Genomic DNA, 15,934 nt, shown 5'->3' with positions numbered 1-15,934 from the left:
CTGATTGCAACAAAGACCCAGGCCTGACGCATCCCATACATATGTAACGCACCAGGGGTTTATCCCAGGGGCACGATGAGGGCTGTTTACCCACAGAAGAGATTCGCCATGCTGCATGAACCTTCCTCCCTGGCAACGCTACCTGCCGTCCGGGACAACCCCTTACAAATCAGCCTGCGAAGGGAACTGTCGACACTGAATATCCAGCTCGCAGAGCTGTTCAAGAATCAGCCTGCCTTCCATGCTTTCGTGCAACACCGCTTCGATCTGGCGTTCCCCGACATGACGCCTCGGCTGGATCTGCTGCGCAGCTTTATCAGGAGTGGCGAAAATGACGATACATCAGATATTCAGGTCTTGATGTCCAGTCTGATGGATGCGGTGGTGCAACGTATTGCGGGGCAAGCCGCAGACTTCGCCGTGCGCAAGGCCCGCTTCTATCGTGTGCCCGCAGCGGGCGGGGAGCCAACGCTCTTTACCGTGCTCACGCCCGCTGCATTCGATACGTTTCTTGATGGCCTGGCCGGCGGGCTGCTGTCGCACTATGGACAATACCTGGATGCCTACTGGGCTGGCGCCGTGAGCCCGACCGATTCGCGCACCCGCCAGCAATGGTTGATTGAAACTCGAACCCAGGCGTTGAAAGCTGAAGTCGCCTTGCTCAAGAGTGATGGCCTGCTCGACGCCACGGATGAGGCACTGTTCAACAAAGTGTTGCGTTACCCGGATGCCCAGGCTCGACAGGTTTTGACCAGTTATCGTCCTTGTGTATATGGGTTGGTTCTCAAGGACGGTGAGGCCCCGCCGATCCCTTTGCATGGTGCGTTCATTCTGACCGCCCGGGATCCGCAAGACTCGCAGGTAACGTGGGATACCACGGTCGTCCCCCAGACGATCCGTCCCGTAGTGCCGACAGCGAATGTAGGCCGGGTGTTGTTGTTTATCCCGGACGCCGGCCTTGAAGCGTTCGACTCGTTGGCCAGCCTTGACCGTGAATTGCATCGACGATTGAGCCATGCCGCCGAGTTCACGACGCTGCTGGCCATGATGGCCGACAAAGACCAGGCTCGCGGCCTGGCGCTGCATCGTGCTGCCCCCATGCGCGACCTGGTGCACTACCTTGAGCGTCTGGACTCCCCCTTCAGCCATGGCATCGAAGCGCAATGCCTGCTGATTCGGGAAAACTTCGCCTCGACCCTCGCCAGGTATCAAGCTTCGGGGACGCAGGTCGATCTCGCTGGATTGCCCCACGGGATTGACCGGGTGACCGATTTGCGCCGTGCCTTTGATGTCGAGCCGGTGTTGTCGGCGAGGCTCAAGAAGCGTTGCCAGGCCCGGTTGCTGGCCTTTGTGCGAGACGCAACCGAGGCCGACAAAAATGCCTGGGCCACAGCGATGGCCAGTTATAGCGAGGAACTGGCCAACCTGGCCGAACCCGAAGGATTTCCGTCATTAGCCCAGTACAGCAGCCGCCGCGAACTGCTGACCTACAGCAACCGCCGACTGCGCGCGGTGCTTGAAGCCGAATATGGCCTGACGGTAAATCCGGATGACATCATTGTCCACAGCCGGGAGCCATCAACCCCTGCGATGGTTGTTCCATCCGGTGCGCCCGGCTCCACTATCCGGGACCCGGGCGAACCGCAGTACAAGCACCACCGGCGGACGTTGACCGAACTGGCCTTGGAAAACGTTGGAGGAATGGATTTCAACTTCACCGGATTCTCCAGGCTGACCTTGAAGACCCAGGGCGACACCAAGCCCGATGAAGCCTTGCGTCCCGAGGATATACGGGCAGCGCAAGCGGCCGAGAGTTTTGACGGCTTGAGCCTCGATCAGGTCAAGGACCTGATCCGCAGGCTCAACGTTGGTCAAGGCTATGACGCTTTCTTGAAGGACGCATTGATCACTTCCACCGGGGCGGCTCTACGCAAGAAAACCTACGTCCGGGTCATGGAGCGGCAACTGCGCCTGGACGCCATTGAAGCCAAGATCAATGGCGATTTTTACCCGGACCGGATGGCGCGTGGTTTCGCCTGGGTTCAGGCGGTGCTCGATGCGCCGGTCGACAACGATCAGCGTCGCGAGGTGGAGGGGCACCGGATAGTCGCACAACAGTTGATGTTGCGCGGTCAGCGGGTGCGCGGGGTGTTGTTGTTCCGAACGTCCGTGGCCAGCAGTTCGATCGTGGTGTATACGCCCCAGGCGCCTGGCGGTCGAATGTTCCATGAGTTTGTCGGTGAGAACTTCATGGTCGATTTCACCCATAACAGTCACTGGCGAGAGTATCTGATCGGGCGGGTAGAGCGGGCGTTTCAACCTCAGGTCCGGACCGCGTTGAGAGGCCGGGGCGATCTTTCAATGGTTCACATGTCCAGGATCGCGAATAACCTCTTCGAAAATGCCTACGAGGTTGAGGCCAATTTTGCAATCAACGATGCATCGGCTCAAGTGACCACTACCGAGCAAACCAATGTCGAGACCGGACTTTCCATAGCCACCACGCTGTTTGATGTCGTGACGATGGTATTGCCAGTCCAGGTGACGTTGCCCTTGGGGCTGGCCAGGAGTCTGTACTCCGTCTTCAACGTGATTGAGGCGGTGGGCCGGGGGGACCGAGCCGGCGCGGCCCATCACGTAGTCCGGGCAATGGGCGAGTTTGTCGGTGCATTGGTCGATGGTGTCGTCGGCTCGCGACATGTCAGTGGCGCCCCGAAGGTCGCTCCCGGCGCTCGATGGTTGAACCCGGAGATGGCCCTCGGTAAAAAGCCCGAAGGCCTGTTGCCTTTGCCGGGGTGGGAGGGCAAGGGCATCTACCACAAAACGTCGAAAGTCGATGGTCCAAAGCAGTATTTCCTTAATGACCGAAACCATTGGTACTCGATACTTGATGAAGGCTTTGAGGAAGCCTGGCGAGTGAGGGATGCTCGCAATCCGGTGCAGTGGCATTACTCACCGATCCGCCGAGATTCGGCGGGGCACTGGGAAATCGGCACTCATTACGATGCGCCCGGGTTGGGCGGCGGGGCCACGGACAAAGCACTTAGGGATCTCTATCCGCTGCTTGACGAAGCACAGGCCAGGCGCGTATTCGACTCATTCAATTTTCCGCGAGGACGTGAAAGCGAGTTTGAATTGAGCCTGGTTCATTACCTGCGCGCAGGTACGGCCCTGAATGACTTCGACCAATATCTGACGATATCTCCCGCTCGTTTGCGGTTACGCCTCAGAGGTCTGGACTATGCGCGCTCGTGGAGCGGCGGGGAGGTTGTCGACGCCAGCCGAACAGGCCCCGTCGAACCGACGCCAGGACCGAGCCGGCCGACTCCCGCTCCGTCGCGCCCTGTTCGTCCCGCCAATGAGAAATTTGCCGATTGGGGGCAAGTCATAGATCCCGCCGAACTTCAGTTGCATAACGCTGAAATGGGGATCTATCGACGAACGGCGGGCGACCCGGCGTGGGTGGGCCGCGACTACGTCAAGATCGATGAGCGCTTTTTTCCGATTCTGCCGACGGGGAGAGCCGGGAGACCTGGTGTCGTTTTCATGCATGACCCGGCCATTGAGCTCAATAACTTTGTGCAATTCGAGCAAATGCTTCACACAGATCGGTTCAGTCAGCCAAGAGTGGCCAGGTTTAACACCGCACTGTCCCGGTGGCGGCATGTGGATGAGTTGCCTTTCGAGAAAAGTATTGCTGCGTACGTGGAAGATGGGTTTCCGACGTTCACAGGCGCGACACAGATGCAGGTGGCCAGCACGCTGTTCCATCGGGCCAATCCGACGGGACTGACAAACTGGGGGATTGCTGCCCTTGAACGCACCCTGCAGAACTGGCGCTCCGGGGGGGAGGTAACACGTGTTTCACTGGGCGACCCTTTGTCCTTGTTACCGAGAATGCCGAGGGCACAAGACAGTTCTTGGACGCTCAATGACCTTCCAGGTTATTACAGTCGGCTGCAGTTCAGGACTGGCGGGGATTCGTTACTGTTGCATGAGGCGCTAAGTAGCGGAAATTCAAGGACGCTACGGGCATTGATGATCGAGCGATTGGTTGGCAGTCGCTACGAAATGGTCGCAGGCGGTAGTGTGTCCGAACTGGTTTTCAAGCGTCCGGGGCGTGATCAGCTGTATTGGCTGACATTACGACGCGTTGTGGGGGAGGTGGTCGACGGCAGTCATTATATCGCTCCAAGGGCCTACCTGATGGACCCCGCGACACGTGCGTTGTTCGTTCAAGCTCAAGCCAGCGACAACCTGGTGGCATTGATCGGTGGTATCCATTGGCCAGTGAATGGTGGCGCGGCCGATATTTTCATTTTCCGTACCTGACGCTAGCGAAGCAGCAAAAAAATGCCCCGATATGTCGGGGCATTTTTATTGGACGGGACTGCGTTGATCAGAACTCGTGATCAGCGTTGTCCGGGTTCAGGTCGCTGATACCCAGTTTGCCAGCGGCGGCTTCGATCGAACCGGTCTGCTTGACCAGGGATGCGATGGCGTCACGGACGATCTGGTTGCCGGCGGTGTTGCCGGCAGCGATCAGTTGGTCGTAGTGCTCACCCTTGTTGGCGTGGTCGACGATGACTTGCATTTTGGCTTCGGTGGCGGCCAGGTCGGCTTTCAGCGCGGTATCTGCAGCCGGGTCGGCCTTGGCCACCAGGGACGACAGGCTGGCGCCGGTCATTTTGGTGCCATCGACGCGGGTGTATTCGCCCAGGTACACGTTACGGATGCCTTTGGCATCGTAGAATTGCGAGTTGTGGGTGTTGTCGCTGAAGCAGTCGTGTTCGTCTTCCGGGGAGTTGGCTTCCAGGGAAACCTTCATGCGCTCGCCCGCCAGTTCGCCCAGAGACAGGCTGCCCATGCCGAACAGCATTTTGCGCAAGCCGCTTTCCGCCGGTTCCGCTTCCAGGGTGGCGCGGTAGTTGTCGGCTACGTTCGGCTTCCAGTTACCGACCATTTCTTCCAGGTCGCTGACCAGCAATTGAGTCACGGATTTCAGGTATGCGCGGCGACGATCGTTGTGACCGCCGGTGGCGCCTTTGCCTTCCAGGTAGTCGGAAGCTGGACGGTTGCCGGCGCCAGGGCCGGTGCCGTTCAGGTCCTGGCCCCAGAGCAGGAATTCGATGGCGTGGTAGCCAGTGGCGACGTTGGCCTCTGAACCGCCCAGCTCGTTCAGGCTGGCGAGTTTTTCCGGGGTGATGTCTTTGACGTCGACCTTGTCTTCGCCGACCTGGATCTCAGTATTGGCGATGATGTTGGCCGTGGCGCCAGGGTTACCCAGTGCGTGCTCGTAGGATTTGTCGACGTAGTCGATCAGGCCTTCGTCCAGTGGCCAAGCGTTCACCTGACCTTCCCAGTCGTCGATGATGGTGTTGCCGAAGCGGAACACTTCGCTCTGCAGGTAAGGAACGCGGGCAGCGATCCAGGCAGCCTTGGCGGCTTTCAGGGTGTCGGCGTTCGGCTTGGCGAGGAAGGCATCGACGGCGGTTTGCAGGGTTTTCGCGGTGGATTCGGCATCGCTGTAAACAGCAAAAACCATGTCGGCGTAATGCGCGACAACGGCCTTGGCAGCGGCTTCGTCGACCTTGCTGGCAGCGGCAGGAGCAGCGGCTGGAGCGGCCGGGGCAGCGGCGGTGCTGGCCGCTGGCGCAGGAGCGGCAGCTTTTTCTTTGTCTTTGCCTTCACCGCAACCGGCGAGGGAAATTGCGATGGCCAACAGACTGGCGGTAGCCAGAGGCATACGAATCATGGCGAACATCCTGCTTCGAGAGGGGGTGGTATAACGCGTCCAGCGCGCAAAACTGCCACATAATGCAAATCTTTCGCATTATGTGTAAAGGGTTGTGCTTGGAAATATTTCTTATTCACGCAATGGCGCGCTTCACCCTGCAGGAGCGAGCGCGCGCCTACACAGGTTACAAAATAGCCGCATTGCTACGCTGGGCCTGCCTGAGGTAAGCGCTCAATTCCCGCGCCGGCAGGGGTTTGCTGTAGAAATAGCCCTGACCCTCGTGGCAGCCCTCGGAGATGATGTAGGCCTCCTGCTCCAGGGTTTCCACGCCTTCGGCAATCACCTGCATGCCCAGGCTCTTGCCCAATTGAATGATGGCGCGAACGATGGTCGCGTCGTCGTCGTCATCGAGCAGGTCCTGCACGAAGCTCTTGTCGATCTTGATCTTGTCCAGCGGCAGGCTTTTCAGATAACTGAGTGACGAATAACCCGTCCCGAAGTCGTCGATCGCGATCAGCGCGCCGGAGCGGCGCAGGCTGAGCAAATGCTGGGCGGCGGTGCTGATGTCTTCCATCAGGCCGGTCTCGGTGACCTCCAGTTCCAGGCTGCGCGGTGGCAGGCGATACATCTGCAGCAGGTTGTTGACCACTCGCGGCAGCTCGGCGTGGTGCAACTGCACGGTGGACAGGTTGACCGCCATGCGCAGGTCGCTGAAGCCCTGGTCGTGCCAGTCGCGCAACTGCTTGCAGGCCTGGTCCAGCACCCACTCGCCGATGGCGATGATGGTGCCGTTCTGCTCGGCCAGTGGGATGAACAGGTCCGGAGGCACCATCCCGTGCTCGGGATGCTGCCAGCGAATCAGCGCTTCCACGCCGACCACCCGGTGATCGCGATAGCTGATCTGCGGTTGGTAGACCAGGTAGAACTGTTCGCGGGTCAGTGCCTCGCGCAGGTCTTTTTCCAGTTCGCGACGCCGACGCATTTCCGTGTCGACGCTGGCGATATAGAACTGATAACGGTTGCGCGAGCGCGTCTTGGCCAGGGTCATGGTCTGCTCGGCTTTTTGCAGCAGCTTCTCGGTACTGTCGCCATCCTCGGGGAACAGGGTAATGCCGATGGTGGCGCGCAGGCGGATCTGCTGATGATCAAGGGCAAACGGCGCTTCCAGGTCATCGAGAATGCTTTGCGCCAGTTCAGCGGCTTCGTAGGGTTGCTCGATATCGGCCTGGACCAGGGCGAACTGGTCGCCACCCAGGCGGGCGAGGGCGCCAAGGCGTCCGCTGTGCGCGCGCAGGCGATCGGCCAGGGCCAGCAGCAACTGGTCGCCGGTCTGGTAGCTGAACTGTTCGTTGATGCCCTTGAAGTCATCGAGCCCGACACACAACACCGCGACCCGGCGTTGCAACTTGCCGGCATCGACCAGGATCTTGTCCAGCTGCGTCTGCAATTGCTGGCGGTTCGGCAGACCGGTGAGGAAATCGTACTGGGCCATGCGCAACAGGCTGTTTTCCGCTTCGTGGCGCAGGTGGGTGTTGCGCTCGATGGATTCGAGCAACTGGTTGGCGGTGTTGATCCAGACCCCCAGTTCATTCTTTTCGTGGCCCTTGAGCAACGGAATCTTGTGCTCACTGGGGCGATCGGGATTGATTTCGGTCAGGTGCTCGATGATTCGCGACAGGGGTTTGGTCAGCAGCCAGTGATAGACCAGGTACAGCACCAGGCCCATCGCCAGGGCGCGCAATACCCCGGAAATGAAGATGATTACCGAACTGACGATAAAGCCCTTGCCGTAGGTGGCGGTGTCGAGGGTGATGCTCAGGTCGCCGTAATACTCGCTGTAAGGGCCGCGTCCTACCAACTGGGTGGTAAAGGTGCGTTCCTTGCCGAGGATCAGGTCGGTCAGCCAGCGACTGCTGGAGTGCTGCAACTCACGGGATTTCTGCGCCAGCATGGCTTCGTTGGGGTGGCCGATGGATGCCTGGCGCACGGCATCGTCCTGGAACAGGCCTTCGATCACCTGCATGCCCATTTCCCGGTCCAGGCTGTAGACGGCCTGGGTCGAGGGGTCGCGGAACATGTCGAGGATGCGTTCGGCATCGCCGGCGACGGCCTGGCGTGTTTTATAGGCATCGAAAACGATCTGCGCGCAGCTCAAGACCACGCCGACGATCAATGCCGACAGGAGCACGACCCGGAGCAACTTCACCGACAAGCTGTTCTTGAGTTCCAGCTTCAAAGGGCTATTCCTTGTTCCGTGCGGGTAGCATCAAGTTGCCATGAGTATTGGCAATCCCGTGATGGCAGTCAAAGGGACAATCCACACTGCGGGATTTTGCCTGCAGCTTGGCCGATTTGCTGTTGTCTGGGGCAATTGCCCGATGAGTACTGTGTCGGTAGTCGAGTCCTTCAACTTGAGGGGATTGGGACAAAATTTCCTTTTGATTGATGTTAGACGGCTGTGGCGTTGAGGCAAGGGGGGGCGCGCTGGTTTCAGGACACAAAAAAGGCGACCCCCCCTGCGAGAGTCGCCCTGGCATTAACTACGGTTGGCGCTTATTCCGACAGTTTGTAGGCAATCACATAGTCACCCTGCTTGGTGCCCAGCGAACCGTGACCGCCAGCCACGACCAGCACGTATTGCTTGCCATCCTTGCCGGTGTAGGTCATCGGCGTGGTTTGCGCGCCGGCCGGCAGGCGGCCTTCCCACAACTGCTTGCCGTTTTTCACGTCGTAGGCACGCAGGTACTGGTCGAGGGTGCCGCTGAGGAAACCTACGCCACCGGCGGTGGTGAAGGTGCCGCCCAGACTCGGTACGCCCATGCTCAGGGGAATCGGAACCGGCGAGCTGTCGCGCACGGTACCGTTCTTGTGCATCCAGATTTTTTCATGGGTGGTCAGGTCGATCGCGGCCACGTAGCCCCACGCGGGCGCCTGGCACGGCAGGCCCATTGGCGACAGCAAGGCTTCGAGCACCACGCCGTACGGCGCGCCCTTGTTGGGCTGCACGCCTTCGGTTTCGCTTTTGCGCGGGCCTTGGGCGGCGATTTCGGCGGCCGGGATCATCTTCGATTTGAACGCCATGTAGCTCGGGTTCACGAACGCGATCTGACGCACCGGGTCAACCGAGATACCGCCCCAGTCGAACACACCGAAGTTGCCCGGATACACGATCGAACCCTGCAGCGATGGCGGGGTGAACGGGCCGTCGTAGCGCATGGATTTGAAGTCGATCCGGCAGATCAGCTGGTCGAACGGCGTAACGCCCCACATGTCGCGCTCTTGCAGCGGCGGCGGCATCAGGTTCAGCTCGGATTTCGGCTGGGTTGGCGAAGTATGGTCGCCTTCCACCGCGCCTTGCGGCACCGGCACTTCGTTGATCGGCACGATGGCCTGGCCGGTGCTGCGGTCGAGCACGTAGATGCTGCCTTGCTTGGTCGACGCCAGGACGGCCTGTTTCACCCCGTCAGCGGTCTTCAGGTCCATCAGGGTTGGCTGGCCGCCGACGTCCATGTCCCACAGGTCATGGTGGGTGAACTGGAAGTGCCAGCGCACTTTACCGGTGGCGATGTCCAGGGCGGTCAGGCCGGCCGCGTGCAGTTCCGACTCGGGGGTGCGCGCGCCGCCGAACTGGTCCGGGGTCTGGTTGCCCATCGGCAGGTAGAGCATGCCGAGTTTTTCATCGACAGCGAACATCGACCACATGTTCGGCGAGTTGCGGGTGTAGGTCTTGCCTTCGGCAATCGGCGTCGTATCGTCCGGGTTGCCGCTGTCCCAGTTCCACACCAGTTTGCCGGTGTGCACGTCGAACGCGCGGATCACGCCGCTTGGCTCGTCGGTGGAGACGTTGTCGGTGACGTGGCCGCCAATCACCACCAGGTCCTTGGTGACCGCGGGAGGCGAAGTGGAGTAGTAACCACCCGCCGTGAAGCCGCCGATGTTCGCACGCAGGTCGACCTGGCCCTTGTCGCCGAAGTCTTCGCACATCTTGCCGGTGTCGGCGTTCAGGGCGATCAGGCGGGTGTCGGCGGTCGGCAGGAAGATCTTGCGCGGGCAAGCGCTGGCCGGGGCCGGGCTGGCCGGGGCCGGGCTGGCCGAACCGGTCGGGCTATGCTCGGAGGCATACACCGCGTCATCGTGATAGGTCACGCCACGGCAGGTCATGTGCGCCCAACCCTTGAAGTTCGCCGCATTCTGCGTCGAGAGCTTCGGATCGAAACGCCAGATTTCCTTGCCGGTGTCCGGGTCCAGCGCGATCACCTGGCTGTGCGGCGTACACACATAGAGCATGCCGTTGACTTTCAGCGGGGTGTTTTCGGCGGTGGTTTCGCCCGGGTCGTTCGGCCCTGGCAGGTCACCGGTGCGGTAGGTCCAGGCCGGTACCAGCTTGTTGACGTTTTGCGGGGTGATCTGCGCCAGCGGCGAGTAACGGTCACCATGGGCACTGCGGCCATAGGAATTCCAGTCACCGTCGGGCATGGCCGGGGCAGTGTTAGTCATGCCCGGTACGCTGTCGCGGTCCAGTTGACCCTTGATTTCACCCGGGTTGGTGAACTGGCTGGCCAGGGCGGTCGCGCCCGCGATCACCACGGCCACGCTCAGGGCGCCGGTGCCCATTGGAGCGGCGCCATCACGCAGCAGCGGACGACGCAACCACGGCAGCAACATCACCAGGCCCAGGGCGAACAGCATCGCCAGGCGCGGCACCAGCTGCCACCAGTCGAGGCCGACTTCCCACAGTGCCCAGACGGTGCTGGCGAACAGCACCAGGGCGTACAGGCCCAATGCGGCACGGCGCGCGGCGATCAGCAGGATGCCGGTCAGCGCCAGGCCGATACCGGCCAGCAGGTAATACAGCGAGCCGCCGAGCATGCTCAGCTTGATCCCCCCGGCCAGCATGGCCAGGCCCATCAGCAAAAGCAGAATGCCGAGCAGGCTCGGTAACAGACGGCTTCGACTCGAAGCACTGTCAGTGCTCATAGTGTGGTTCTCCGTGACGTTTCAAGTTGTCCCGCGCAAGTTCACTGTAGATGACGATCCCGCGTGGGCATGGTTCATATAAAAACAGGTGGTTGACGCAATCCCCCCTGTAGGAGCGAGCTCGCGAAAAACCTGAGCACGATGCGGGGTGTCAGGTTTTTGCTGCGTTATCGTTCACGAGCATCGCGAGCAAGCTCGCTCCTACAAGGGGTTTGTGGTGTTTTTAGAACGACGACTGGATCTTGATCCCGCCAATCAGCGCGTCATCGACCTCGTTCACGCCACCGGGGTGGCGGATGTATTGCAGGTTCGGGCGCACGGTCAGCCAGTTGGTAACGTGCACGCCGTAATAAAGCTCGGCGCTGTATTCGGTGTCCTGGGGCGGCAGGAAGGCCGGGTTGTCGTAGTCGAAGACCGCCTTGGCCTGATTGCTCGCCTCGGCATTCTTGCGATACGCCGGGTTGACGTGCACGCGTGCCATGGCAACGCCGATGTCATCCCTGGCGCGGGCATCGAACAAGCCTTTGTAGACGAGGCCGGCCTGGACATAGTTGTCGATGGCGTTGGTTTTCTTGTCGTGCATCGTGCCATTGGCGAACAGGCTCAGGCCGCGGGAATGGTCGCTGGCGATGCTGGTGACTTGCTGTTGAACGCCCAGCCATACGCCGTGCTTGCTCGACGCACTCCGGTAAGCCTCGCCACTCAGGGCCGCAGGCTGGCCGTGGCTGTCCTTGTAGACATCGGTGGCGTCGGCGTTGCTGTAGTAATAGCCGGCACGGTATTCACCCGGCAGACCGTTGAGCTTTGGCGTCCACACCAGTTCCACCGGCAGGATCGCCCCTTGGGTGCCGCTGCCGCTGAGCTTGAAGCCGTTGTCGCGATCGAGGTTCGACGGGTTTTGCTCATACGCGCCGACCTGCGCGTACAACTCGGGCGTCAGGTGATACTTGACCCGCATCGCCCACTGGCTGACTGGCCAGTTGTACCAGATATCGCCCACCCAGTTGCCGACCTGGGAGCCGCAGAACGCCAGGTTCTGGAAGTCGCAGGGAAAACTGTTGAAGTCTTCGCCTTCGCCGAAGCGGCCGACCTTGATGTCGAGCTTCTGGTCGAGGAATTTCTGCTGGTACCACATCTGCGTCAGGCGCGTGGTCTGGCCACGGCCCCAGACTTCCTGCGCGGAGGTGAAGCCGCCGACCCGCGGGTCGTTGATCCGGTCGTTGCTGATGTTGTTGCCACTGCGCTTGGTGAGGGTCAGCTGGAACTCGGCGTCATCCCAGCCGAGGATTTTCTGCAGGTCCAGGTGAGTGCCAAGGGCGAACTGATCACTGTAGCGAGCGGTGCGATCGTGATCGAAGCCGCCATGCAGATTGCTGCCCATTTCGCCGGTGTAGTCGATCTTGAAATCGTAGCCCTTTGCCGAGAGTTCACTGCGGGTGCCGTTCCAGTCACCGAGCATCCACGGTGAGTCGCTGTCGAAGGCGGGCGCCGCCTGGGTGCAAGTGGCGAGGCTGAAAGCGCCAAGGCCTGTAAGCAGGCAAGCAGCGGTCATAAAGACAGCGCTGTCTTTGGGAGATTGTAAATCAGGCATAGGGAAGAAATTCTTGATCTTTTTCTGGGGGATGAACGTGACGGCAGACGCGGTGTGGGCGGCAGAAGCGTTTCAGCTAAAACGGGCGTAAGGATAATGTTCTGTTACAAATAGAGAAAGGGCTTTTCATGACACGCACCCTTTCAGATTTGGTAACAGTCCTGTAGGCGTTGCCGCTGGCTGCGATCTTTTCCGTTTCACCTACATTTAACGTAAGGTGCGCGGCTTCCAATTCCCCCTCTGCTCAAAGGCCTGGCATGAACGAACACAACCCCGATCCGCTGCACGGCGTGACCCTGGAACAGATCCTCAACGCGCTGGTTGAACACTACGAGTGGTCGGGGCTGGCCGAGCGCATCGATATCCGCTGCTTCAAGAGCGATCCGAGCATCAAGTCGAGCCTGACGTTCCTGCGCAAAACCCCGTGGGCGCGGGAGAAGGTCGAGCGTCTGTATGTGAAGTTGATGCGCACCAAACGACCGCTTTGAATATGGTCAACCCGTCCGCGTTACGCCGTCGTTTTGCGGTCGTGGCTGCCACGCTCGGCTGGGTGGGGTTGAGCATCCAGATGTACCTGATTTTCCATTCGCGCTGGACGCTGGGCGCCAGCCTGCTCGGCGGCCTGATGAGTTTCTTCAGCTATTTCACTGTGCTGAGCAACACCCTGGTGGCGACCGCGCTGACCTGTGCCGCGACGTCCCGCGAGTCGGCGGCGCGTCGCTGGTTCCTGCAGCCGTGGGTCAGCAGTGGCATTGCCGTGAGCATCACCGTGGTCAGCCTGGCCTACAACCTGCTGTTGCGGCATTTGTGGCATCCGCAAGGCTGGCAATGGCTGGCCGATGAGCTGTTGCACGACGTGATGCCGCTGCTGTTTATTTTGTATTGGTGGCGTTGCGTGCCCAAGGGCAGGCTGCGGGTGGGACACATCGGGTTGTGGGTGATCTATCCGCTGGCCTACTTCGCCTATTCGCTGCTGCGCGGGCATGTGCTGGCGGTTTATCCCTACCCGTTCATCGATGTCGAGAAACTGGGTTATCCACAGGTGTTCATCAATGCCGGTGGATTGTTGCTGGGGTTTGTCTTGATTGCGTTGTTGCTGATCGGCTGGGACTGGTGGCTGGGGCGTCGTAATAAAGGCCTGGATTTGTAGTGTAGGTAACATCGCCATCGCCAGCAGGCTGGCTCCCACAAGGCTGTGATCTACACAGATCCCATGTGGGAGCCAGCCTGCTGGCGATGGGGCCTAGAAGCCGGTCACTCCTCGTCAGTGTCATCCAGACGCCAATAACCCACGGCCTTGATGAACTGCTCATCCAGCCCATGCTCATCGAGCAACACCCGACGAATCTGCCGCGACGCTTTGCTCTCGGTCGCCACCCACGCGTACAGGCTGCCGGCTGGCACCTGGATCTGGCGCACAGTGTTCAACAAATGATCTTTGCCCCCTTCGCGCAGCACCCAGATCACATTGACCTCGGCAGCGCTCTGCAGCACTTGCTGTTCCTTGCCGTTTTCCACTTCGATCACCACCAGCGCCTTGCGATTGGCTGCCAGGCCTTCAAGGCGACGGGCGATGGCGGGCAGGGCGGTCTCGTCGCCGATCAGCAGGTAGCTGTCGAAGATATCGGGCACGATCATCGAACCCCTTGGCCCGCCGATGTGCAGGAACTGCCCGGGTTTGGCCTGTTCAGCCCAGGTCGAGGCAGGGCCGTCGCCGTGCAGCACGAAATCGATATCCAGCTCCAGGGCCTCCAGGTCGTAGCGGCGCGGGGTGTAGTCGCGCATGGCCGGCTTTGGGCTGTTGTCCTTGCCGGCGCCAAGCACCAGGGTGTCCAGCGCCGCCTGTTGCTCCGCGTTCTGCGGGAACAGCAACTTGACGTGGTCGTCGGTGCCCAGACTGATGAAACCGGCCAGCTCAGGGCCGCCCAGGGTAATGCGGCGCATGCGCGGAGTCAGGTCGACGACGCGCAAGACTTCAAGGCGACGACGTTTGATCTCGTGCATGACACGGTGAATGGTTGAGGTATCGACTGCGGTCATTCGGCGATCTCCTGGCCAGCCTGAACGGCGGGGCCGTCGACAATGGCTTTGGCGGTGTTGTTGAGCAGGGTGGCAACGCGCTGGATTTCTTGCGCACTCCAGCGGCCGTGGTGCAGTTGCAGGGCATGGCGCAGGTTATGTACCGCCTCGTGGATTTCCGGCGGGCGATCATGCCCGCGCAGCGAGCGTTTGCTGACATCGATGCGTACCCGCACGCCTTCCAGGGCAATGGCTTGTTCACTCAGGGAGTGGCGGCCGGCGTCGGTGACGCTGTAGCGTTTTTTCCCGCCTTCGGCATCGCCCTGGATCATTTCGCTTTCTTCCAGAAAGGTCAGGGTGGGGTAGATCACGCCGGGGCTGGGGCTGTAGGCGCCGTCGAACATGCCTTCGATCTGGCGGATCAGGTCGTAGCCGTGGCAAGGCTGTTCAGCGATCAGTGCCAGCAGCAGCAATTTCAAATCACCGGGGGCAAAGACCCGGGGTCCGCGTCCTCCGCGTTCGCGGCCGGGGCGTTTTTCGAAGCCGTCGCGACCGTCGCCGTGTTCGCGGTGGGGGGAATGATGGTCTCTCATTTTTTCCTTCTCCTGTCGTGTCTAGATACAACGTAAGATATATCTTATGGCCTGTGCAAGCTTTATTGACCGACGGTCGAGAGACCAGATCCCCCCACCGGTCCGGCGGGAGAAGAGAACGCTGGCTATTTTAGAGTAATTAAACTAATTATCAGGCGTTCAACTATTGTTGGGCGTTAGTTTCTGGGGGTAAGTAGTATTGTTCTTACAGAAGTTGTTTTAGTATTTGTCTGCATGCTTTTTCAGCTCAAACTGTGTGTAGGATATGGCTGATGGATGAATATCATAGTTGACTGATTTGAATGCTTTTTCTGTCGATGTGTGAGTCACTTTTACTACATGTTGCGCAGAACTTTCGTACTTACTTTCTTAGGAAATTGGTCGATCATTCTCCGTGTCGAAAGTTGAGCCGAAACGCCATCACTCTGGTTGTTGGCACGGATCATTAAACTTTCGATAGACCAAATCCTTTGAAAACACAGGTACTCGACAATGTTCAAGAAGTTTGCAATCGCCGTCCCGATGACTCTCCTGGCCCTTAGCTCGTCGCTGGCGTTCGCTGCGGAAGAAGCGCGCAGCTCCATCAACATCAGCGCCAACATTCCAACCCAGGTCTTCCATGCCCAACCGGTCAATCCTGATTTCGGTAAGGATGAAAAAATGGCCTACAACCTGGCGGCCGGCACCTTGGACCCGCTGCGTGCGACTTACGATATCCGACACACCAACGGTTCGGTCGGTGCTTATGTGGAGGGCGGGCCGCAACCCCTGTTCAACGGTAACAACAACATCGATCTGACCTACACCTTCAACGGCGTAACCTTGACCGGCGTATCTCAGGAAGTGGTTGGCGATACCGAGTCCAACGGGGGCATGCGGGCTGACCTGGTGATTGCCGCGGCCAAACCCACTGCCACTCAAACAGGCGCGTACACAGCCACTCCAGTGGTGATCTTCGATGCCATCCCGCGCATCTGAAACAGCCCTGACTTAAGGCCCGGCCTTATTCGTTAACAC

General features: G+C 59.9%; 10 protein-coding genes. 4 read left to right on the top strand and 6 right to left on the bottom strand.

All coding sequences use genetic code 11. The features are described 5' to 3' along the window. Positions 1-108: 108 nt before the first annotated feature. Positions 109-4,332: a dermonecrotic toxin domain-containing protein gene (locus tag ACYP2Q_RS22840; RefSeq protein ID WP_459732587.1), complete on the top strand. Its 4,224-nt coding sequence runs from the start codon at positions 109-111 to the stop codon at positions 4,330-4,332. Positions 4,333-4,399: 67 nt separating this feature from the next. On the opposite strand, the gene ACYP2Q_RS22835 is transcribed toward ACYP2Q_RS22840, so the two are convergent. From ACYP2Q_RS22835 to ACYP2Q_RS22820, 4 genes are all read right to left on the bottom strand, one after another. Further along, on the bottom strand, positions 4,400-5,755 hold the full coding sequence (locus ACYP2Q_RS22835) for an imelysin family protein (RefSeq protein WP_459732586.1): 1,356 nt from the start codon (positions 5,753-5,755) through the stop codon (positions 4,400-4,402). Between the two features lie 166 nt (positions 5,756-5,921). Further along, positions 5,922-7,973: a putative bifunctional diguanylate cyclase/phosphodiesterase gene (locus ACYP2Q_RS22830; protein ID WP_459732585.1), complete on the bottom strand. Its 2,052-nt coding sequence runs from the start codon at positions 7,971-7,973 to the stop codon at positions 5,922-5,924. Positions 7,974-8,290: 317 nt separating this feature from the next. Then, positions 8,291-10,714: a glucose/quinate/shikimate family membrane-bound PQQ-dependent dehydrogenase gene (locus tag ACYP2Q_RS22825; protein ID WP_459732584.1), complete on the bottom strand. Its 2,424-nt coding sequence runs from the start codon at positions 10,712-10,714 to the stop codon at positions 8,291-8,293. 223 nt (positions 10,715-10,937) lie between these two features. Then, positions 10,938-12,305: a carbohydrate porin gene (locus ACYP2Q_RS22820; RefSeq protein WP_459732583.1), complete on the bottom strand. Its 1,368-nt coding sequence runs from the start codon at positions 12,303-12,305 to the stop codon at positions 10,938-10,940. Positions 12,306-12,562: 257 nt separating this feature from the next. Here ACYP2Q_RS22820 and ACYP2Q_RS22815 point away from each other — a divergent pair, with 257 nt between their 5' ends. After that, positions 12,563-12,793, top strand: a complete 231-nt coding sequence (locus ACYP2Q_RS22815) for a VF530 family protein (protein WP_459732582.1) — start codon at positions 12,563-12,565, stop codon at positions 12,791-12,793. Between the two features lie 2 nt (positions 12,794-12,795). Next, on the top strand, positions 12,796-13,455 hold the full coding sequence (locus ACYP2Q_RS22810) for a Pr6Pr family membrane protein (protein WP_459732581.1): 660 nt from the start codon (positions 12,796-12,798) through the stop codon (positions 13,453-13,455). A 104-nt stretch (positions 13,456-13,559) separates the two neighbouring features. On the opposite strand, the gene ACYP2Q_RS22805 is transcribed toward ACYP2Q_RS22810, so the two are convergent. Then, a complete protein-coding gene (locus tag ACYP2Q_RS22805; protein ID WP_459732580.1) occupies positions 13,560-14,345 on the bottom strand; it encodes a siderophore-interacting protein in 786 nt (261 codons plus the stop codon). Next, positions 14,342-14,917 (bottom strand): PadR family transcriptional regulator, encoded by a 576-nt coding sequence (locus tag ACYP2Q_RS22800; RefSeq protein ID WP_459732579.1) that lies wholly within the window; start codon positions 14,915-14,917, stop codon positions 14,342-14,344. The genes ACYP2Q_RS22805 and ACYP2Q_RS22800 overlap by 4 nt, the downstream gene beginning before the upstream one ends. 492 nt (positions 14,918-15,409) lie before the next feature. Between ACYP2Q_RS22800 and ACYP2Q_RS22795 the strand changes: the two genes are divergently transcribed. Beyond that, positions 15,410-15,895, top strand: coding sequence for a CS1 type fimbrial major subunit (locus ACYP2Q_RS22795; RefSeq protein WP_459732578.1), 486 nt, complete (start codon positions 15,410-15,412; stop codon positions 15,893-15,895). The last annotated feature ends 39 nt before the right edge of the window (positions 15,896-15,934 follow it).

This window comes from Pseudomonas sp. MHK4, assembly GCF_054600775.1.
The sequence above is the reverse complement of the archived record's forward strand: the minus strand, read 5'-3'. Positions and strand labels throughout refer to the sequence as shown.